We start from the raw sequence: 21527 nt of genomic DNA on the forward strand, positions 1-21527 counted from the left end.
CGAAAATCATTAAACAGAAAAGACAATGACGGCTATCAGACACAACGTATCCATAAAAGCTCCATCCGAAAAAATTTATGAAGCACTTACTACCCAGGAAGGGCTTGCTAAGTGGTGGACGAATAACGCAACCGCGAAACCTGAACTAGGATTTGTGAACGTATTCATTTTCGGGAAATTCCGAAACGAAATGAGGGTAACCAAACTCGAAGACAATAAAAAGGTTGAATGGCAATGTATCAATTCGATTGAAGAATGGCTTGACACCAACATTTCTTTCGACCTGGAAGAAAAAGACGGCCGTACGATTTTGCGTTTTGCTCATTCGGGCTGGAAGACGGTGTCAGACACCTTTGCGGGCTGCAATTATGACTGGGCGTTATTTTTGAAAAGCCTTAAAGACCTTTGTGAAACCGGAACCGGAGCGCCTTATCAAAATAGTAATGAGTTAAACCTTAAAAATAAAATTATGAAAGATCAAAGTTTTACGACTACACTTATGGTAGACCAGACTCCTAAGGAAGTATTCAATGCCATCACCGATGTTCGCGGGTGGTGGTCGGAAGGAATCGAAGGCAACACTACTAACCTCAATGATGAGTTTATATTCGAAGTCAAAGATGTCCATTACTCAAAACAAAAATTAGTAGAGGTAATCTCGGATAAAAAAGTTGTTTGGCATATTACCGATAGCCGCTTGAGTTTCATTAAAGACAAGAACGAATGGACGGACACCAAAGTTATTTTTGAAATTTCTAAAAAGGGTAACAAGACCCAGCTCGTTTTTACCCACGAGGGTTTACGTCCAGAAGTTGAATGCTATGCCGCATGTTCACCTGCATGGACCCAGTATGTTCAGCATAGCCTGATGAGCTTGATAACAACAGGTAAAGGAGATCCAAACCTTGAAGGGAGGCGAATAGAAGCAATAAAACTATAGTCTTAAGACTTTACCATTACAATTTATAGATGAACTCCGGGGGGACCGTCGGCACCATTGGCGACGGCCAAAAAAAATTGAAATCGGTATTTGAGAACTCAACGAGCAATGAATTAACTATGACAAAAGCAATTAATAGTAAAACAATGACAACGCTTGAAATTGCAGCTAGGTTCAATGAACTGGCACAGCAAGAAAAATGGTTTGAAATCCAGGACGAACTTTTTGCCGATAACGTAAAAAGCGTAGAGCCGGCCAATTCTCCCTATCTTGAAAATGCAGAAGGCAAAACAACCGTCCGTAAAAAAGCCGAAGAATTTATTCAACGCATAACAGAGGTTCACAGACTTCACACCACGGAACCAATTGTCACCGGAAATCATTTTGCCGTAGGAAGAGAAAAAGATCTTACCGTCAAGGGACATGGAAGAATACAAATCAATCAGATAATGCTATATGAAGTGAAAGATGGCCAGATCATACTGGAACAATTCTTTTACTAAGAAAACTGCTTCGTCGTTATGCGTCTAGCGCGTTTCATTAGAGAGCGCACCACTCCTATTAAACAAAACTTTGTTGGACGAGAACACTTTAAGACTTCGCCGGTTTGAAAGACGCTGCTTCAGGTAGTGGAAGTAGCATAACCTGAATTGTTGAAATAGATAAAAACCTTCGATTAAAATTATCTGACGCTATTCTGTTTGACATTTCTTATTTCCGAACAAACTTTTTTACTTGGCATGAAATGAATTTTTAAGAAAAAACATACATCGTTAAAAATGCAAACTACAACTTAAGTCTGTAAATCAACGCTTTACGTTTGTGTCTGTGCCACCAACGAGATTTACTGACTTAAATCATATTGCATATACTGGTTTGCGCTTACATTTACTGTCGTGAAAAAAATTGTATCCCTCGGACTGATTATGGTAATGTCGCTTCAATGCTTCTACAAGCTTGGCGTGATAACCTATTTTCAAATCAACAGGGAATACATTGCTGAAATGTTTTGTATCAATAAAGAGAAGCCCATTACGACCTGTTATGGGCAATGCTTCCTTGAAAAAAATCTTGGCCTGGCCGACACTGCCAGTCATAACGAAAGTACTGTGCCCGTCGGGAAAGAAAAGGTCGATTTCCCCGTGTTTATCGTCAGTGAATGTCTGTACGCACCTCAAGTGCGCTCCCAATTTAACAGGACTGACTCTCATTACATCGCCGGCATTTCATCGGAACATCGCCGCGCGCCATTCCACCCTCCTTCACAAATATTGTAACGCCATAATTCGGCGCATATCTAATTAAGGTATCAAATTATTTCCGGGAGTGATGCGTCAAATAATGCCATCATTCTCTTCAACAAGTTCACTAAGATGAAAAAACTATTTCTTATAGTATTCACTATAACTATATCCATAAACCTCTCCGGCCAACAACTCATTACAGGTTATGTATTCGACAATGAAACTAAGGAACCCCTGGTTGGAGCAAACATCATAATTCGCCCTACCCTGGAAGGGACTGCTACGAATGCGAACGGTCAATTTAACATTCAAACTACATCAATCACTGACACGCTTGAAGTATCATACATTGGGTACGACAAGCAACTGATAAATAACATTTCACCGCAGCTTGCCGTGGCATTATCCCCATCCGTAAGCAATCTCCAGCAGATTGTGGTTACTGCAAATCGTGAAGCGGTGCTGCGTACGGAAACCCCTGTCGCCATCAGCAAACTTTCTTCGGTCACAATCAATGACACAAAACCTGTGCTGATTGCAGAACTCATCAATAAGGTCCCCGGAGTCGTCATGCTAAACTATAACAATGAGCAACACGCTATGGCTATCCGGCAACCGATGGGAACGTCGGCTTATTTTTTATATCTCGAAGACGGTGTTCCTGTAAGACCCATGGGCGTTTTTAATCACAATGCACTGATTGAAATGAACGTCTTTGGTATTTCAAACATTGAAATTGTTAAAGGTCCAGCCTCTTCGTTGTACGGCCCTGAAGCAGTTGGCGGTGCCATAAACTTCATTACTCATCGGCCGACACCAATGCCCACCGCCAAACTTGGATTACAGGCTGATCAATGGGGATACAAACGTGTTCAATATGCAGCCGGCGGAACCGTTGCAAAGAAACTCGGCATATACCTGAGCGGTTTTCAGGGCTATCAACGCGATGCCTGGCAAACCTCTTCAGACTATGATAAGTCATCGGTCAATTTAACCCTCGACTATCTTATCTCCGATAAGACAAAACTAATCGCAGCCTTTTCGGGTAATGAATATGATGCTGATATGGCCGGTAGTGTCGACAGTATTTCATTTTACAACAGGGAATATACGAGCACCACTGATTTTACATACAGAAAAGTTCATGCACAACGCACGAGATTTACGGTATCACATCAATGGAATGGGCAGCAGGAAACTTCCATCACATTAGCATATCGCGACAACTACATTGAACAAAATCCGAACTATGGTATACGCTGGACGCCGGGTAGCACCACAGCATCGGGCGAACGAAACCGAAACAGCTTTTACAGCAAGGTAGCGTTGTTACAACATCGGATTAAGTTCAACTTCCTAGACGCAAAATTATTGAGCGGCGGAAGCATCGATTATTCACCTACAAATTACTGGGCATATCGCATCGACCTGGCCGCTCAACTGCGTCCGGATGGCAAGTCAGTAGAAAAGTATACCATTGTTCAAGAGCGGCCCGACACCTATTTATCGAACTACCATGCTAACCTCAAAAATTACGCAGCGTATTCACAGTTCGAGATCAATCCACTGGAACGTCTAAAAATCACGTTGGGGTTGAGATATGATAACATGTCTTTTGATTATAAAAATTATCTGGATGCCAGCATCGGAAGCAAATCATACGAACAATTCACGCCGAAGATCGGTGCAACACTTGACCTGCTTCATGACAAAGGTTTGTACGTTAATTATAGTGAAGGATTTTCCCCGCCCGGCCTCACATCGATTTTCCGGAAAAAGCCCAATCCTTCGGGTGCAAATGAATTCTATTACAACCTGGAGCCGGCGAAGTTCAGCAATATCGAAATCGGCGGTTGGGGTGCATTCCTTGACAACAAAATTTATCTCGACATCGCTGCTTATCAAATGATTGGACACAGCGAATTGCTAAACATACGCCAACCCGATAATTCAACCGATTATCAAAGTGCCGGAAAAACGATGCACCGCGGAATCGAATATGGGTTAACCTATAAACCGGATAACGAATGGTTTTTCAGGTTCGGGGGAACAAATGCAATACACCGTTTCGAAGATTTTAATGTGAGCAACCGAAGCACAGATGAAGTAAAAAATGTCAACGGCAAATACATGCCCCAATCACCCCGCTGGATTGCGAACAGTGAATTGACATACAAGCCGCAATATATCAAAGGCTTCAGGATTTCGATAGAATGGCAACGCATAGGTTCCTGGTATCAAGATCAGGTTAACAATGTCAAATACGACGACAAAGGTTTTCTCGGCCTAAAGGGCGTCAGCTACCTGAACTTCAGGACTGGCTATCAATGGAAGGACTTTGAAGTCTTCACCAACGTGATGAACCTAACGAATGAGCTGTATGCAAATGCTGCTACGCGAGGAAACTCGTCTTCAGATAGGACAACCTACACCCCTGCTGCACCACGTACGTTTGTATTCGGAATTCAATATACATTCACTGGCAAAAAATAATCTCGCACTATGAAATACGGCATATACCTGATCTTTGCATCGTTATTACTTGTTGGTTGTTACAGTGAAAAAGTGCATCAAAAGATTTCATCTGCAGAAAGCTCAGCGGAATCTGTTTACCTCACCCATGATACACAGGGCAATCCGGTAGTTGTATGGACCGAAAAAAAGAATGATTCGCTGACGCTTTTTTATGCTGTATCAACCGACGGTGGTAAATCATTTTCTAAAAAAGTAAGTATTCCGATTTCTGCCGACGTAGCAACGCATGCGGAAGGGATGCCAAAAGTCGCATTTAAAAAAGACGGCAGCATCATTGCAGCTTATGAGAAGAAGGCACCTACCCAGCAGAATAAATATGCCGGCGCGATTTATTACATGATGTCCGAAGATGGGGGCCAATCATGGACGGAGGAAAGATTTTTGCATAGCGATACAGTGGCTGGTCGAAGTAGATCCTATTTTGATATTGAACGGCTGCCCGACGGCGAGATCGGAGCATCATGGCTGGATATAAAATTAAACAACGCGACGGGTGGACGCTCGGTCCGGTTCGCGAGAACGATGAAATCAAAAGGTTTCGGCAATGAAATTCTAGTGGATTCATCCGCATGCCAGTGTTGCCGGATTGACGTCTATACTGATAAAAGCGAGAACATTTTCATAGCATACCGTGGCCTAAAGCGAGGTGATATGGGAAAGCAGATACGCGATATGATGATTGCAACATCCACCGATCATGGTGCAAGTTTTTCTTCTCCTTTATTAATCAGTGCAGACAATTGGAATATTGATGGATGTCCTCATACCGGACCCAGCTTATGCGGCAACAAGGCAGGCCTGCTTTCTTTGTGGTATACAGAAGGAAGTGGGACAGGAATTTATTATGCTCACAAACCCGAAGGCAAGCGCGAATTTTCTCAGCGACAGCTCATATCGAATGCAGGCCGCCATCCGCAGCTTTGCGCTAATGATAATCGCATCGCGATGTTATGGGAGGAAAACATTGATAGCCTCGGAAAGTCAACAACGTTGATTAAATACCGGATCGTTAAAGATGGAACTGAAGTCGATAAAAACACCCTGACCCCCACCGATATGAATGCCTTTCTGCCGGTTATTACGCAAACAAAAGAAGGTTTTTTGAGTGCTTTTTTAATGGAAGAAAACAATATCGTTGGTGTATATTTTCGAAGGCTTTAGATTTCGAGAGAAAAAAGGTTTTTGCAGAGGCCCTGCAAATAATGCCGGGAAACGACTAACAAACACCGAATCCAGTACAAGCCAGACTCAGCGAACCATCAATTGTCTCAGGTGTTAGTTTTCTCAATTTGAAGAAGACTTTCTATCTAATTTTAAGGCCGGGGATTCGCGATAACCTTCCTTGTCCCACCATGTCCACCCGCCACAATTTTCAAAATTTTTAAACTGAGATAAATGTACTTGAAAATTTGAATGAAAGGATTTTGCATCCTCAAACGCTGCGACTCGGATATTTCTTGTCTCATAATGTTTTTGTTTATTCGGGAATTAACCACCAAAAGGGTTTCATCTTTGCTTTATATAAAAAGGCATAGTGGAGTGTCAGTTTTAGCCAATGGCCGGCAAGCCCGATGTCTCCAAAAGTTTTCTTTAAATCTCTTCCCCCGGTATTCTTATACTTATTATAGTTGGGGACGATTGGATAAGTAGTCATGCTGATGCCGCTTCCACTGGTTGTTCCATAACCCGCCGAAGCAATACAAGCTGCGCCCATGTTTCCCAGGGAGCCCTTATGGTTCAGCGTCATGTTACCTTGCTTGATAGCATCTATAATATTGTCCGCCACTAGTTTTGCGGTGATGCCCGATGGCATACCAGTTCGGGGCGGAGAGGGAAATATATCTGTCCCGTTTTTACTTTTTCTTGGCTTCGAAATGGCATGCGGCGGAGCAAAGGCGATGCCCGGCGCAAAGATATTCGGGTAACTTGGGTTCTGATATGTTTCCGGCCAATCCTGAACGGTCCATTCTTCATAAGGTTTTGCTGTGTAGTCAGCATCAACAATCATAAAGCCTTTGAACAACTTTTCCGTAATGTCTTTATTGTCCTTGTCAAAAGCTTTAAAGCCATGTCCCGAGAATGCTGGAATGAGCATGGCAAAATCAAACTCCTCTGTTTTATATTCACCTTCCAGATTTTCATAATGGGCTTTCCCATCTTCCATTTTGAAAACTCCAGCACCCAAAATCCATTTGATCCCTCTGTCCCTGAAAATCATCTCTACCATATCACTGGATTTCAATGTACTGTTTCCATAGGTCAGGAGCATTCCATCCATTCCAAAATCACCTAGTGTATACTCGTTTGAAATCCAGGTGATTTCTACTTTATCCCTAACGCCTAATCTTACTAATTCCCTCTCAACATTTAGGATATATTCAAATGCTGCTCCTTGACAAGTGGCCTTGGCATGCCCCGTACCAATGAGAATCTTCGCCCTCGAATTGGATTTTTTAATTCTTTCGACTAATGCATTCAAGCCTGTTGATGCTTGCTCAGCATGATCGTATGTGCAAACCGAAAATGCTTTGTTCGTTCCGGGCTTTAGCCCTTCCGTTAACTCAAATGCAAGCTTCGGTCCTGTGGCATTGATCAGAAAATCGTACGTTACTTTTTCCTGTATTCCTGCCTTTTCGCCAAATACATATTCAACCAAGACATAGGGTTTGTTCTGGGAAGCATCGCCTTCCGGATGGAATGATACTGCTTTCGCTTGCTTGTAACCAATCCCCTTTTTTCTGTAAACAGGTTCTAGGGGGAAAAATACATCCTTAGGTTTCATTCGTCCAATCCCAACCCAGATATTGGACGGAACCCATTGATAGTTTCGGTTGGGTGAGACCACCAGCACTTCATGATCTTTAGGAAGCTTGCGTCGTAGATGGGCTGCAGCTACATGACCTCCAATCCCTGCGCCAAGCACTACTATTTTTGACATAGTAATTAATTTTACAGATGATTATTCGAAAAAAGATTCTCCTTAAACTTCCTCCAATTTCAACTCCTTCGTACAGAAAAACCAATCGTAGCACTTTACTCCTTTCGTCGCACTTTCCATTCGTTCTTTGGCGACGCCACATGAACCAGCTGGAGGTACAATTACATCATCGCCGGGATGCCAATCAGCGGGTGTTGCAATGCTGTGTTTATCGGCAGTCTGCATGGCTATCAAGGCACGCATCAGTTCGTCAAAATTTCTGCCCAACGACAACGGATAATAAATAATGGCGCGTATTGTTCCTTTAGGATCAATAAAAAATACCGCCCTTACTGCCTTTGTGGAACTCTCCCCCGGTTGTATCATTCCATACTTCTTCGCAACGTTCATAGTGATGTCTTCAATCAATGGAAATTTCACCTCCACATTTTTCATACCCTTGTATTCGATCTTGTCTTTAATAGTCCGTAGCCATGCGATATGACTGTACAGTCCGTCAACAGATAATCCTACCAACTGACAGTTGTGTTTATTGAACTCTTGCTCCAATTTTGCAAACGTCATAAATTCAGAAGTACAAACCGGTGTAAAATCTGCCGGGTGACTAAAAAGAATTACCCACTTACCCTCGTAATCGCCAGGGAAGTTAAGTTCACCTTGTGTGGTGATTGCCCTAAATGCAGGAGCTTTATCCCCAATTCTGGGCATTGCTACTACTGATTCTATTGTTTCCATATTTTATATTTTCTTTGACTGTAATTTTTTTGCTGTGAACACTCACCTATTCAAAATTGAATTTTTATGTTCTATGAATTGGTAACTTAAGTCACACAGAAAATATGATTCTTGTCATAATTATTGTTTAGAGAAATGGGCTAACGTCCTAGAAGGTGTGCGGGGTTTCGTTACAAAAAAATAACTACTGCACGCGTGCAACCTACCAGGTTCTTGCGGCGTCTTATGCATAAATCACTTATGTATTGGGCATTTACTACAATAAAAATATCAGATGCTTACACCACCAGGCAAAGTTCAATCTGAATACCATGTATTGGTGTCGGGTGATTTTTATTCAAAGCATGAGAAGCGTGCTGTAGCTAAAATTGAGTTAACACTATACTCACCATGGCTGAATTGACCAAAGCCAATATCGATTACATCATCAAAGACCTCCATTACCGCGGCATCGTACTGGAGGATTTTGATGATGAGATCATCGACCACGTCTGCAGCGCCGTGGAAGAACAGATGCATTCAGGAAAAAAATTCGTTGACGCATACCATGCTGCCCTGCGATCATTCGGCAATACCGATGGGTTGCAAGACGCCCAAAAACAAGTTATTCATATCCGAACAAAATCATCTCCTATGCTTAAGAGTTATTTTCTCCTCGCCCTGCGCAATCACCTCAGGAACAAGTTTTACACTGCCATCAATGTTGCAGGACTCGCCATCGGCATTGCTTCCTGTCTCATCATCATGCTTTTCGTCAAGCACGAAACCGCCTACGACAGCTTTAACGTTAAGGCTGAGCGCATTTACCGCGTCAATACAGAACTTCGTTTTGGAGCCGTGCACAAGCGGCTTGCGTTGGCGGGTGCCCAATTGAATGATCTCTTTCTTCAGAACTACCCGGAAATAGAATCTGCCGTAAGGCTATGGGATTGGGGACCACGTTATGTTCGCCGTCCCGAAGTTCATGAACGTGTCTATGAAGATGTTGTGTGGGCCGACAGTACTTTATTCATGGTCTTTACCATTCCGTTGCTGGAAGGTGACGCCCGCTCAGCACTCACCGAACCTAACACCGTCGCGATCAGCAGTACAATGGCAAAGAAATATTTCCCGGAAGGTAATGCCGTGGGTAAATCCCTGATTATTGATGAAGACGTGAACACGCGTGTCACCGCAGTTTTTGAAGACCTTCCCGGGAACAGTCACTTTCACTTCGACATGTTCCGTTCAATCGTGGAGCTGCCCGAAGCAAAGAACATGAGCCTGATAGGCGGAGGCTGGATGAACCTCTATCTGCTGCTTCGTGAAGGTGCTGACCCGCACCTGCTCGAAGCAAAGTTTCCGACCTTTATCGAAAAGTACGTAGGCCCCCAGTTGGCAGACGCGCTACAAGGAGATTTCACTATGGATAAATTCAAGTCACAGGGAAATTCATGGTCATATTGGCTAACGCCTTTGCGTGATATTCATCTTCATTCCGACCTGGAAGGCGAGCTCGATGCAAATGGAAACATCACTTATGTTTACTTGTTTGCGGCCATTGCTCTTTTTATCCTCATCGTTGCCTGCATCAATTTCATGAATCTTTCTACTGCGCGATCTGCCAATCGCGCCCGCGAAGTGGGGATACGCAAAGTAATGGGGTCACTGCGGACGCATTTGGTGCGTCAATTCCTTACGGAATCGTTCGTCCTTAGCTTCGTCGCCTTTGTCCTGGCTGTGGGCATCGCCTGGTTGTCATTACCGGTCTTCAATGATCTGGCCCTTAAACAACTTTCCTTGCCGTTTAGTGAACCTTATTTTTACCTCGCCATGGTGATCGCGCTCGTAATCGTTGGATTTTGTGCCGGACTGTATCCATCTTTTTTTCTCTCGTCGTTCAAACCCGTCAATGTGTTAAAAGGAAAACTGGCGCTTGGCACCAAAAGCGGTATTGTACGAAGTAGCCTGGTTGTATTTCAATTTGTCATTTCCATATTCCTTCTGGTGGGAACCATTGCAATTCAGAAGCAGCTGCATTATGTGCAGGATACAAAGATCGGATTCAAAAAAGATCAGGTCCTCGTTGTTCGTCAGGCAGGGTTCCTTAAGAATCACATTCAGGCCTTTAAAGATGAGGCACTACAAAATAGTTTTATTACCGCCGGCACGATCACAGGCTATTTACCCGTAGACGGTACGTGGCGTAACAACAATACCTATTGGCCCGAGGGAAGGATCCCGACCGGAGAGGATGTTGAAGACATGGTTTCTATGCAGGGCTGGCACGTAGACTACGATTATGTAACTACACTGGGAATGAGCATCAAGGCCGGAAGAAATTTTTCACCTGAATTCCTGTCCGACTCTACCGAAAGCGTTGTATTGAATGAATCAGCAGTAGAAAAATTTGAGTTAGGTCCCAATCCGCTCGGTAAAAAGATCAGCTCGTTTACCGGTGAACGTCCTGATGGTTCACCCGATCCCAATTCCGTGAAGTCGTGGACGGTGATCGGCGTTGTGAAAGATTTTCATTTTGCCAATATGCGTGAAAATATTGCGCCGCTGGGTTTGTTCCTGCAGCGCTCTGACGGCTACGTAGCGTTTCGCTTTGAAAGCAAAAGCACGCAGGCGGTGCTAAATAAGATTGAAACGCTTTGGAAAAAATTTGCACCCGGCAATGCATTTGAATACACTTTCCTCGACGAAGATTACGGAAAAATGTATGATGCTGAGAAAAGACTTGCCACCATCTTTGGGGTATTTGCCGGTCTGGCTATCATCATAGCTTGCCTGGGGTTGTTCGCCTTAGCAGCCTTCACGGCAGAACAACGTACCAAAGAAATCGGCATACGCAAAACACTGGGGGCGTCCGTCAATAGTATCGTGTTCCTGCTCTCCAGGGAATATGGCAAGCTCGTGCTCATTGCTTTTGTCGTGAGCACGCCTGTTGCGTGGTACGGTGTACAGTGGTGGTTACAAAGCTATTCGTACCGTGCCACCATTGGCTTCAGTGTGTACGCGCTGGCGGGAGGTACTGCACTCCTGATTGCCCTGCTTACTATTGGCTATCAATGCATCCGCGCAGCCATGATGAATCCAGCGCGGTCGTTGCGGAGTGAGTAGTTGGCAGGTAGGTAGTCTGGTGAATTGGTAATCAGGGTGATCGGTAATCGATGGATGATCCCGATTTATAAAACCCGTTCGAGTGTCGATGTTCTGCCTTGTCGGTCGCGGGCGGTTACTATAAGCCTGGAACCTTGTACCTGGGTGTTGTCAACCTTTGCCAGGTACCGCCATTTAGGTTCCCGTACAACGGCCTTTCCCGATTCAAGCAAGGTACCATCGAATGCCAGAATTTGTACCTCGATTTCCGTGATCTTGTACGGCGTCAGCGAAGTTATCGTGACCTGGTCGCCGGCTTTTCCATGGTAGGCAGTCGTATTCAATCCTCCTATTTCCGGTGGGGTGAGGAAATCGGTGCAAGCTGCCAGGTAGGCGCTTCTAAACCCCTGTAACTTTGCCATGAGCTGGTAATACTGGTTGACCTGTGGATTTAACAACACCTGGGAGGCGTACATCGATGCCTGAGAAAATTTATCTCTCATTTCCAATTGTCGTGTGCTCGGTGGTGCTGAAGAAACACCGCGCCTTGCAAAAAACGTTTTGCCACCGATCTGGCGAAACGTAATGTCTTCGCCATACTTGCCACTGAATCCTTGTGTAACAAGGTTATTTTTAACTTTTCCCATACTTTTTAATTTTTTTGTTAGATGTTAAGTTTCATGTTTTCTTTTTCGCTGTAGCGAGATTGACACAAAAGTATGGTCGCACACCGCATGGCATGTGCGGAGTGAAAAATAAATAAAATATTCCACATGAATATTCGTAACTGGCTGAGTTTCAGGGAAAAAATCTTTAGCCCCTCGTATTAGAATTCTGGAAGCCAATTATTGGCCGATCATGGAGCCGGCTTAAAGGTGGCTTATCGGTTTGGTAATCCTTGCGTCAGAATCGGTTTTGATGCAGGAACCTTGCGTCAGCAGGGAACCTATCGCAAGCTTGACGCATGTACCACGCAAGCTAGACTGATCCCCATCGATGCAAAATCTCTACTTAATTTTTAGATTTTATCGATGCTACGGCAATTTGTGTTAGCGTTTATTGTGTGAGCCACCTTGACCTTCGGTTTGGGGCTAACTTTATATCGTTGAATAAGGCGCTAAACAAAATCAAAGAAGTGGATTTTGCTACTTCAACTCCAACGCGATCTTTTCTTTCAACGCAATCGCCTTGTCGAGTGATCCCATATAACGGAAGATTCCCTCCTGTTGTTGGATAGCTGCCAATGTAAGGAGGTTTTCCGTCTGCACATCCTTCGCAACCTCGCTGCTCACCAGCTTTCCCGACCGGTTGAAATATACATGCGGTGTGAAGAAAACTTTGAACTGTGCAAGGAGGTCCAGGTAACGTGCTTCAAATTTTGACAGGGACAAATAGAGTCGGTAATGTTCAATTACCAGCTCCCGGACGTCAGCATTCCTAAGGATGTCGATGCCATCGCTTGTTATTATTGTTGTATAAGTATTGTTGTGACCTTCAAATGTTTGGGTACCCAGCACCGCCATTACTATGAAGCCCAACGAGTCTGAAATATCCTCAGCCTTAGTCAACCTGATCAACGAGCGATGAATCAGATCGCGATGTCGACGAAGGCCTCCGATATTAGTCTGGTACTCTTTAATATCCTTGTCGAGATCGACCATCATGGCTTGCAGGTACGATTTTTCCCGTGACGCACGGTCACTACTCTCCTTCCATCGATCCACTTGGAAAGCAATCGTAATACCCACAATAACTACGGCGATGTCCAATATTTTCGGAAATACCGTAGTCCTAAATAGGTTTTCTGACATAAGCGTTGATATGCAGTTAAATTACAAAAGTTGGCGGATTTATTTGCAGAACTGGAAACCCTGTTATCACCCAGGGACAATTCCAATTGCGAAAAAAGTACACATCGTTGTTTACCGCTTACGATAAACCTGGCTTCGTTACTATTGCAGGTTTTGTTCTTATCCTACTCAATCTTTCAACAAGGCGTATGTTTACGCCGTTGCAGCATAAGGTGATTGCCGCCCCCTTCTCCAAACTAATTTTTAAAAAGTCCCTTTGTCCAACGTTTAAATTTTTCAACAGCGTCAACGTTTTTACAATAGTTGACCCTTTCGAAATCGATTATCTCTTTAGCGTTGTTATTAATAAGAAACTTCATGAATTCGTTAAAACCATTTTTAATTTTGAACTCAAGCTCTTCTTTGTACAATGGGAAGAGCCCGTATATATTAATGGCCCCGTTGGGTGAATTTATTGTTTGAAATTCCTTGGAAAATGTCATCGTTGGGAGACAGCCACAGTAATTTGTATCATTCGAGTAAGGCTTTATTTCCTCATCTGCTTGAAATGTGTGGCCAACACCAACCCAAGTGTCATAGAAATGAGGGAACTTTGCAGCTTGCTTTAACATTGAAATTATCCAGTCGTACTTGGTCCCGCTTGGATACATTCTTCCGAAATCAATTCCCTTCGGAATCAAAGTCATTAACTCGGCAAATTTATAGGACTCAGGACTTTTCGCGATTTCACTAACATTCATGGCAATTGAACTCATTCCAGATGTCAGTAATATTTCAAATGCTGAATTCTTAGGCCTTATATGGTATACGTCTAAGTGGATGTCCAGCGTAGGTATCTCGTGAAAAACATTGATCTTGCTATCTTTAAAATGATTGTCAATGTGATTGGCGACCGTCTCGTAATGGTCAATGAATTGTTGTTTTTCCCTGAAGTCACTCATTTTGTTAGCTGTCTATCTTGTCTGGCGGCATGAGCCCAACGCTTACCTATACCGTTGCAGTTTACTTTTAAATCTACGCAAAAACTGCAACGACGCCTTGCTTAGCAAAGCGTTTATTGGATTACCTCATATCGCTATACAACATCTTGTCAGGTATAGCAAAGTCTTCTATCCCTTCAGGCTTTAGATAGATAGGCGCAAGTTCTGCTTCTCCTTGTTTATGGAAATATTCGACACGAAACGGATAAAATCCTGCTTCTAAAGGTAGCAAATACATCTCGCCTTCGTCCCGAATAAAATTATTCCCTAATACCTGACGGTTTCCAAGGTAAACTCTTGAGCGACCATTTCCTCCACCCATTTCTATAATATAATAACCTGCCTGATCAATCTTAAGGTAGCCGGTCATGATACAGGCAAAATTTTTACTGGTGTTAAACTTGTTGACATTAAAATCTTTGTCGGCAACGCCTTGTTTAACCGGCTTGCTTTTTTTAAAGGAAGGAAGAGAATCCCAGGAACCTTCATAGTAAGCGTAATGCAATCCGCCTTGCTTTATCTTTTTTGGCTCAGCTATAGATCTTAAAGTCTCGCCCACAACAAAACTGGCGCTATCCATTCTGTTATATTCCATTCTAGCTCCGATTGACTTCACGATAACTTTTGAATCGCTGGAAAGTGAAATAGGCGTTTCATCTTCAGCAAGCGTAGGCGACGATAAAGTGGGTTCCGTGCCGTCGATTGTATAATGCAAGTATTTATCGGCCATCAGGTTGTAGCAAATTAGCCTGAAGGGTACACCCTTCAGCACCATACCTCCTTTGGGTTTTAATGCAATCTTCCTGGAAGTTGTGTAGCCGCCCGTGGAAGCATAGAAGCCACCGTAAGAAAACTTTAATCCATCCCAGAATCCTTTGAAGTTTGTAGAATAGTGTGTCTCATTACGATATGCAACGCACGTCCAGTCGAGTCCTTCGGGCGCCTTCCTGCGAAGCACGGTATCCATAGCCGCTACACCCATTTCTTTATAAGCGTTTCCTGTTCTGCCAGCAATATAAAGTGTGTTGTTAAGTGTTTTATAGCTATCTAATTTGGCGGCAGCTGTTTTGGGTAAAAGAAAATCGTCCCACCATAAGCTGGGATCGATCGCTATGTAGGAAGTAAAAAGCGTTGGGTCATTTAAGAAGGTGTACATCACGAACAATCCTCCCAGCGATCCACCGTATAAAACATTGCCATCTTTCGAGCCTTGGTACTTCTTATTAATGTAGGGGATCAATTCTTGCTTAAAAAATGACAGAAAATTTGCTGCACCCCCCGTATTATCCCAGGCTTTTGTAGGTGTAAAATCTCTGTCGCGCATATCCACTCCGTTCGGTTTAGGATTGGTAATGCCTACCATAATCATATTCTTGGGAATAAATCCTTCCCCTTGCAACATGTCCCATTCCAGGGGAAGAAAGTTGGCAATATCATCCAGGCAGTAAACTATTTCATATTTATTGAAAGACGCAGGATTATAATTTTTTGGAAGAACGATGTGCAAAAGCCGTTGCTCCTGTAAAACTTGCGAGTACAGCGAATCAACTTTTGTTACCTGCTCCTGAGCCTTGGTGGGTATATTCAGAAGAATTTGCGATAGCAAAACCAAAATAAGAAACCGTGGGTTTTTCCTTTTCATATATTCATATTATAGCAGCGCACAACGGTATGTATACCCTGGCACCGTTTTTTTATTAAACCTTCCTATAGCAACGTTAATTAAGTTAGGCATCATCTCTTTGTTGGACGGTACGCCTTAAACGTTAAAAACATTCCTGTGAAAATTAAAATTATTTCAACAATCAAAATAGGGTTATTATTATCAAATTTCGTTTTTTGCAGGTGGGGGAAAAACATCCGGAATAACCCAACGGCTAGCGCAAAATATCCAACTATCGTTAGCAAGGTTTGCCAACCATAAATCCAAATATTATGGTTCTTTACGATGGCCAATCCGGCAACAAAAAGAAGTACACCATTCAAATAAATGAGCGGCTCAATTTGTGTGTTATAGAGTGTTGGGTTCCAAAATCTCGTTTCCGACAAAACCATAACTATTAGTGTAGGCCCAACAATTCCAGCAATTGATTTAGATTTTTCCAAATTTTTTCTCTGCCTTGTTGTTTCGTTCAATAATGATCGTTGTATATCAAGCCCGCTGCGGTCCAATTTAATATTTATAACTAAACACAACCGGTGTGGTTGATATAAGATGTTGTGTGTTGGTGTTGCTACTCACTCTTTCTAAACTGATCTCTCATCGCAAGATACATTTCCAGCTCTTCTTTCCAGAAGCTATTGTCACACAGCGCATGTTTGTCAGCTTTGACTAGGTTGCGCCGGAAATCCTCAAGTTGTTCATCGCTAAAATTTCCATCTATAAAAGCAAAATCACCGTTCTCCCTATTAACTCGGGTTATAAAATCCCTACAAATAACAAGACATTCAACAAATGCCTCAATCGAGCTATTAAAGAATCCGGGCTCAAAATCCTTGTCATGATTCAACCATTCGATTTGGTCATCAACGGCTGTGTTAACCACAATGGGATCGCCGTCGCTGCATGAGCCGATGTATATATATTTTTCAAATTCATTGCCTGATAAATCAAACCTATCGCGCAGACGTCCTATTGAATTATATGTGTCTGTGGAGTTATCAACGAAGGACAACATTGGTGCAGCGCTATCAGGGAGGCCTGATAATATTAAAAATTCCTTCGTTGAAGGCTTTAAGCCAAGACCACTAAGGCTAGCTGGTGATATGGGTCTGACCTTGTCCCCCGTACTTGACCATATGTGGATAAAATCTTTTGGTGTCATTAGCAAAAACGGTTGCACACGATGGTTCTATAAAACCCATGCGAATTAAAAGACCACAGTAACATCCACCGTTTCAAATTAATTTACTTATATGATTTATAATAGCGAAGCAGGACCGCATATGCTTGTGGGGCGTTAAGGCTACATTAAAAACTCTGAATATTTAGACAATAAGTAAGGAATAAACCACCGCGCACAACTAGTGCTGATACAATAACCCCCGTTTTTTTATTCCAAATTATCATTTTTTACATGGGTAAATCGAATGATAAAAATATAACGATAATGAATATTGGCACAATTATAAATGAAGATAACAGTAATGCAAAATTAAATGCATCTGGTGCGTCCGAGATATCACACCGAAGCGTATAGATTGGTTTCAGCTCGCTTCTTTAATTTGCAATACCCAATCTTATTTGTAAATACTTCAAGTCGTTTGTCTTCTCATTGAAGATGACACCATAACTTTTTCCTTTCCCAACGATATGGTTACGGTAAAGTCCCATGGGTCCAATAAAGTAATGCTGTCCTGATATCCAATCAAAACGGGAGTATTGTCGTAGGGATCGCAATCACATAGCACATGACCGTTGGGGGTGGAAACGTGTATCTCACCCATCGCCTACACGAGCTATTAAGTTATGAACGATTGTGAAGGAAATAATAATTAGGATGATTTAAGCCACCCATTAATGTTACACCTCAAAGCCATGCTTGGTTGCCAGCTTACGATAATAAGTCGATCGCCCAACAAATAGTCGGCTATAATAGCCTCTTGTTCCTAGATCGTCTTTTCTATTTTTTTTATCTTGCCTACACGTAAGTATAAACGTATTCAGGATGAGACGGTAACTACATTGCGTCACTCATTCTTCAACGCTTCCGCAGGATTGATATTCGCCATGTGCCAGCTCTTCCAGGTAACGGTTAAGAGGGCAAGCGTCATGCACGAAGCACCTGTAGCAATGAATATCCACGGGCTTAATGCAATTTTAAAGGCAAACTCCTGCAGCCATTGGTTCATCAAATAAGCTGCAACGGGACAAGCAAGCACAAAGGCGATGAACACCCACCCCATGAAGTCGCGGGTAAGCAGCCGCACCACGCCTGCAGAAGACGAGCCGAGTACTTTGCGGACACCGATCTCTTTGGTGCGCAACAGGATCAGGTAAGAAGACACACCAAACAACCCCAGCGAAGCAATGATCATAGCAAGGAACGAAAATACGGCAAACACGCGCCCGAGGCGCTGATCGCTTTTATACTGGTTAAAGAAATAATCATCGAGAAAGAAATAATCAAACGGGTTATCGGTAAACACTTTTTCCCACACCTGCTGAATCCCGGCAATAGACTGATCGATGTCGCGTGCAGGAATTTTAAACGCATAGTATTCTCCTGCCCAGGGTGCATACAAATATTTTTTCAACGCAAAGACCATCGGACCTACTTCGTTTCGGAAGGAAGTCTGATTGAAATCTTTTACCACACCGATTACTTTCTTTGGCACCTGATTTTTGTCGGATTCGTGCCAGATAATGGTCTCATTGATGATGTCTGACGGATTCGTATAGCCAAGCTGCCTCACTGCTGTTTCATTGAGCACAATGGTATGCTGATTGGCCTTTCCCCCATCACTGAAATTTGCACCTGCAACAAACGTCGCTTTAAATAGCGGGAAGTAGTGTTCGTCAACCGCGACGATGTTTGCACCGATACTTTTCTGCGGGTCACTTGCTCTGCTATAACCTCTTCCCCAATGCACGTGTTCACCGGGAATCGATGAGGCCATCGCCATGGATAATACGTTGGGCAATTGATCAATGGAGTTATAAAAAAAATCCTGACTCGCACGGTACGTGCTGTCTTTGATAGCAGGGCCTTTCACAATGAGTGTTTGCTCCAGGTCGAAACCGGTATGCTGGTGCAACATGAAATCCAGCTGTCGATAGATCGTCACCGTGCTGATCATCAAAATCATAGACGCAGTAAACTGAAAGATGATCAGGGTACGGTTCAATGAGATGTTGAACAAGCGTGAGCCTTTTGTTTTCAACACCGCCAACGGCTTGAGAGAAGAAATGGCATAGGCCGGATAGAGCCCGGACGCAAACGTACCGATGATAAACAATAACAAAATGATGCCCACTTCCCTCTGCCCCAGTGCCAACACCACGGGAAGTGAAAGTATGTTTTTCAATAGGGGTAGCGTTAACTCCAGTATGGCTACCGAAATAAAAATTGCTAATGCGTTCACTAGGGCCGACTCCGTCATCAGCTGACCAATCAGTTGCCAGAGGTTGGAACCGGAAATTTTCCGGATGCTGATTTCTTTGATGCTCTCTGCCGATTTCGCAATGGCGAAGTTGATGTAGTTCACCCACGCAATCACCAGGATGAAGAGCGCAATGATCGCCAGGAAGTTAATTGTTCTACGGTCGCCATTGGGTTCGAGCTCTCCCCAGAGCTTTGAATCGAGGTGAATGTCCTGTACAGGTTGGAGGGTTAGTTTAACTGTATATCCGTTTGCAGGATCGTCAGCTAAATACGTAAGGTACTTTTTGAGCAAAGAAGGAAATTTTGCTTCAACTGCCGCCGCTTCGGTGTGCGAAGCGAGTTTCACATACGTATAGAAATTGCCCCAGCCCCAATCGGTGGTTAGTCTTTCATAAAATTCCAGCGACTTGAATGATATAATGAAATCAGTATGAAGGTGAGCGTTGGAGGGAACATCTTTAAATACTCCCGTTACTTTCAGTGTGCTGATGCCACCCTCACCGCGATGAAACAACATTGTTTCGCCCATCGGGTCCTTATTGCCAAAATAACGTTTCGCGGCAGACTCAGAAAGCGTAACCTGATCGGGTAATGCCAGTGCAGTAGCCGCTGAGCCCGCCACCATTTCATAGGAGAACAGTTCAAGAAAAGAGGAGTCGGCATAATAGATTCTGATTTCACGAAAGGTCTTCTCACCGACCTGCATCACAGGATCAGCCATAAAAGGACTGGTATGTGCCAGACGCGCCGCATCGGCAATCTCAGGCAGATCATTTTTTAATGCAGGTGCAAGGGCAGGAACCCACTGTGCGGATTTTCCTGTCTCCACATTATCCTCATAACCATGGTGCGCCACGCGATAGACCTGAGGAGAACGAAAGTTGTCAAAGCTTTTTTCATAGCGCACATACATATCGATCAGGATAAACGACACGATCCCCAATGAAAGTCCCAGGACGTTGAGAGAAGCAAAGAGTTTACTTCTCCAGATTTTGCGGCCAGCGATGACAAAGAAATTTCGAAGCATAAACTCGGGTTTTTGATACGAGCGTTCCAACAATTAATCCAAAATATGCGAATGCGGATTTAAAAGCAATTTAGTAGACTGCCATTGAATCTATAGACCGATAATGAATCGATGCGTTCGGTACCGGACGAAAGGGCCAGTTTCTTTGGGCATCCTATACCTTTCCAGAGTTTGCCGTTATCTCTGTGTTTTCTACTAGCTTCGTTTTGGTTTATAATAAAGAACAACTATTCCGCACTCAAAAGGAATTGCATGTATCAAATTGAAACTTTGTGTGTTATCAAGTTCCCTGAAGATCGGCATACCATTTCCAATTGCAGTTGGATTGATTAAAAGATGTAATTCGTCTATGAGTCCATGTTTGATTAGAGCAGAAACGAAACTTGCTCCGCCATAAACGATAATGTCTCCACCATTCTGTTTTTTTAACTTAGTAATTTCTTCAACAAGATCGCCATTTTCAATAACAGTATTCTCCCATTCTGATTTTGTCTGGGTTTTTGAAAAAACAATTTTAGGCGTTTCCACCATTTTTTTTGAACCCTCTTCAGCTCCAGCGGGATTATTAAAAGCAGCTGTCCAATGAGGAATAAATTCTTGTGCAAGTTTGCGCCCAAGAACTATGCAGTCCACAGGCTCAGTAATTTCTCTTATATAATCTTTGAGTTTGTCATCCCAATCTCCAACCATCCAGTCCATTTCACCATTTGGTCCGGCTATAAACCCGTCAATGGTTATTACAACTTGAAGTTTCAATTTTCTCATTCCCATTGAATAATATTTAATTGTTTTATCGATGCGTTTTATGTCTGTCAATTTGATAATGTGCGATGTCACATTAAGGTTGCTGGTAACGGTTTGCTGCTAGAAGAAGTTGGCGATTCGAAGTACATTCAAATAGCCATCGGAACTGTCAGCCAGCAACGAACTTGATACGAAGTACAAAGCTTCATTTAACCACCGACCGGCCACCTTCTTGTAGGTGCTGTTAGCGGTTCGTTGCATATATTTTTTGTCCTCCCGATTTAATTTGAACAAAGTCTTCATACTTGGTAAAATACTCAAGTCCTAAAACTAATAGCATCGTGCTTACATTATATACTTTCTGCATGATGACCGCCAAACCAA

Annotated in this window: 17 protein-coding genes; 6 read left to right on the plus strand and 11 right to left on the minus strand. The window is 43.1% G+C overall.

The features are described from left to right. The first annotated feature begins 25 nt into the window (after positions 1 to 25). The 5 genes from P2W71_RS13495 to P2W71_RS13515 all read left to right on the plus strand — a co-directional run bounded on the left by P2W71_RS13495 (position 26) and on the right by P2W71_RS13515 (position 5880). A complete protein-coding gene (locus P2W71_RS13495) occupies positions 26 to 940 on the plus strand; it encodes an SRPBCC domain-containing protein (RefSeq protein ID WP_276371788.1) in 915 nt (304 codons plus the stop codon). A 119-nt stretch (positions 941 to 1059) separates the two neighbouring features. Next, on the plus strand, positions 1060 to 1443 hold the full coding sequence (locus tag P2W71_RS13500; RefSeq protein WP_276371789.1) for a SnoaL-like domain-containing protein: 384 nt from the start codon (positions 1060 to 1062) through the stop codon (positions 1441 to 1443). 393 nt (positions 1444 to 1836) lie between these two features. Continuing rightward, entirely contained in the window at positions 1837 to 2217 is a 381-nt protein-coding gene (locus P2W71_RS13505; RefSeq protein WP_276371790.1) for a hypothetical protein, read from the plus strand. A gap of 96 nt (positions 2218 to 2313) precedes the next feature. Continuing rightward, on the plus strand, positions 2314 to 4677 hold the full coding sequence (locus tag P2W71_RS13510) for a TonB-dependent receptor (RefSeq protein WP_276371791.1): 2364 nt from the start codon (positions 2314 to 2316) through the stop codon (positions 4675 to 4677). Between the two features lie 9 nt (positions 4678 to 4686). Then, complete coding sequence (locus tag P2W71_RS13515; protein WP_276371792.1) at positions 4687 to 5880, plus strand: sialidase family protein; 1194 nt, start codon at positions 4687 to 4689, stop codon at positions 5878 to 5880. Between the two features lie 316 nt (positions 5881 to 6196). Here the strand turns inward: P2W71_RS13515 and P2W71_RS13520 are convergent, their stop codons facing one another. Next, positions 6197 to 7657, minus strand: coding sequence for an FAD/NAD(P)-binding oxidoreductase (locus tag P2W71_RS13520; RefSeq protein ID WP_276371793.1), 1461 nt, complete (start codon positions 7655 to 7657; stop codon positions 6197 to 6199). 42 nt (positions 7658 to 7699) lie between these two features. Continuing rightward, entirely contained in the window at positions 7700 to 8392 is a 693-nt protein-coding gene (locus P2W71_RS13525) for a peroxiredoxin (RefSeq protein WP_276371794.1), read from the minus strand. Positions 8393 to 8782: 390 nt separating this feature from the next. Between P2W71_RS13525 and P2W71_RS13530 the strand changes: the two genes are divergently transcribed. Next, the gene (locus P2W71_RS13530; RefSeq protein WP_276371795.1) at positions 8783 to 11497 is read left to right on the plus strand and encodes an ABC transporter permease; all 2715 of its coding nucleotides are present in this window, start codon (positions 8783 to 8785) and stop codon (positions 11495 to 11497) included. Positions 11498 to 11562: 65 nt separating this feature from the next. Here P2W71_RS13530 and P2W71_RS13535 read toward each other — a convergent pair whose 3' ends face one another. From P2W71_RS13535 to P2W71_RS13575, 9 genes are all read right to left on the minus strand, one after another. Then, on the minus strand, positions 11563 to 12123 hold the full coding sequence (locus P2W71_RS13535) for a hypothetical protein (RefSeq protein WP_276371796.1): 561 nt from the start codon (positions 12121 to 12123) through the stop codon (positions 11563 to 11565). Between the two features lie 498 nt (positions 12124 to 12621). Then, the gene (locus tag P2W71_RS13540; RefSeq protein ID WP_276371797.1) at positions 12622 to 13287 is read right to left on the minus strand and encodes a hypothetical protein; all 666 of its coding nucleotides are present in this window, start codon (positions 13285 to 13287) and stop codon (positions 12622 to 12624) included. Positions 13288 to 13523: 236 nt separating this feature from the next. After that, positions 13524 to 14228: a suppressor of fused domain protein gene (locus tag P2W71_RS13545; protein ID WP_276371798.1), complete on the minus strand. Its 705-nt coding sequence runs from the start codon at positions 14226 to 14228 to the stop codon at positions 13524 to 13526. Between the two features lie 121 nt (positions 14229 to 14349). Next, entirely contained in the window at positions 14350 to 15909 is a 1560-nt protein-coding gene (locus P2W71_RS13550; protein ID WP_276371799.1) for an alpha/beta hydrolase-fold protein, read from the minus strand. Positions 15910 to 16001: 92 nt separating this feature from the next. After that, positions 16002 to 16373 carry a hypothetical protein gene (locus P2W71_RS13555; protein ID WP_276371800.1) on the minus strand — a complete coding sequence of 124 codons (372 nt, stop codon included), beginning with the start codon at positions 16371 to 16373 and terminating at the stop codon, positions 16002 to 16004. 128 nt (positions 16374 to 16501) lie between these two features. Beyond that, positions 16502 to 17092, minus strand: a complete 591-nt coding sequence (locus P2W71_RS13560; protein ID WP_276371801.1) for an SUKH-4 family immunity protein — start codon at positions 17090 to 17092, stop codon at positions 16502 to 16504. Between the two features lie 865 nt (positions 17093 to 17957). Continuing rightward, positions 17958 to 20399 (minus strand): ABC transporter permease, encoded by a 2442-nt coding sequence (locus P2W71_RS13565; protein ID WP_276371802.1) that lies wholly within the window; start codon positions 20397 to 20399, stop codon positions 17958 to 17960. A 195-nt stretch (positions 20400 to 20594) separates the two neighbouring features. Further along, a complete protein-coding gene (locus P2W71_RS13570; RefSeq protein ID WP_276371803.1) occupies positions 20595 to 21164 on the minus strand; it encodes a dihydrofolate reductase family protein in 570 nt (189 codons plus the stop codon). A gap of 99 nt (positions 21165 to 21263) precedes the next feature. Beyond that, positions 21264 to 21446, minus strand: coding sequence for a hypothetical protein (locus tag P2W71_RS13575; protein ID WP_276371804.1), 183 nt, complete (start codon positions 21444 to 21446; stop codon positions 21264 to 21266). Between the last annotated feature and the right edge of the window lie 81 nt (positions 21447 to 21527).

The organism is Chryseolinea sp. H1M3-3 (genome assembly GCF_029360725.1).
GTDB lineage: Bacteria > Bacteroidota > Bacteroidia > Cytophagales > Cyclobacteriaceae > Chryseolinea.

What these genes read in the sequence shown, in the direction of transcription:
- P2W71_RS13495 (WP_276371788.1), top strand. Translation starts at nt 26, where the DNA reads ATGACGGCTATCAGACACAACGTATCCATAAAAGCTCCATCCGAAAAA.
- P2W71_RS13550 (WP_276371799.1), bottom strand. Translation starts at nt 15,909, where the DNA reads ATGAAAAGGAAAAACCCACGGTTTCTTATTTTGGTTTTGCTATCGCAA.
- P2W71_RS13500 (WP_276371789.1), top strand. Translation starts at nt 1,060, where the DNA reads ATGACAAAAGCAATTAATAGTAAAACAATGACAACGCTTGAAATTGCA.
- P2W71_RS13520 (WP_276371793.1), bottom strand. Translation starts at nt 7,657, where the DNA reads ATGTCAAAAATAGTAGTGCTTGGCGCAGGGATTGGAGGTCATGTAGCT.
- P2W71_RS13570 (WP_276371803.1), bottom strand. Translation starts at nt 21,164, where the DNA reads ATGAGAAAATTGAAACTTCAAGTTGTAATAACCATTGACGGGTTTATA.
- P2W71_RS13525 (WP_276371794.1), bottom strand. Translation starts at nt 8,392, where the DNA reads ATGGAAACAATAGAATCAGTAGTAGCAATGCCCAGAATTGGGGATAAA.
- P2W71_RS13510 (WP_276371791.1), top strand. Translation starts at nt 2,314, where the DNA reads ATGAAAAAACTATTTCTTATAGTATTCACTATAACTATATCCATAAAC.
- P2W71_RS13575 (WP_276371804.1), bottom strand. Translation starts at nt 21,446, where the DNA reads ATGAAGACTTTGTTCAAATTAAATCGGGAGGACAAAAAATATATGCAA.
- P2W71_RS13530 (WP_276371795.1), top strand. Translation starts at nt 8,783, where the DNA reads ATGGCTGAATTGACCAAAGCCAATATCGATTACATCATCAAAGACCTC.
- P2W71_RS13515 (WP_276371792.1), top strand. Translation starts at nt 4,687, where the DNA reads ATGAAATACGGCATATACCTGATCTTTGCATCGTTATTACTTGTTGGT.
- P2W71_RS13565 (WP_276371802.1), bottom strand. Translation starts at nt 20,399, where the DNA reads ATGCTTCGAAATTTCTTTGTCATCGCTGGCCGCAAAATCTGGAGAAGT.
- P2W71_RS13560 (WP_276371801.1), bottom strand. Translation starts at nt 17,092, where the DNA reads ATGACACCAAAAGATTTTATCCACATATGGTCAAGTACGGGGGACAAG.
- P2W71_RS13535 (WP_276371796.1), bottom strand. Translation starts at nt 12,123, where the DNA reads ATGGGAAAAGTTAAAAATAACCTTGTTACACAAGGATTCAGTGGCAAG.
- P2W71_RS13545 (WP_276371798.1), bottom strand. Translation starts at nt 14,228, where the DNA reads ATGAGTGACTTCAGGGAAAAACAACAATTCATTGACCATTACGAGACG.
- P2W71_RS13540 (WP_276371797.1), bottom strand. Translation starts at nt 13,287, where the DNA reads ATGTCAGAAAACCTATTTAGGACTACGGTATTTCCGAAAATATTGGAC.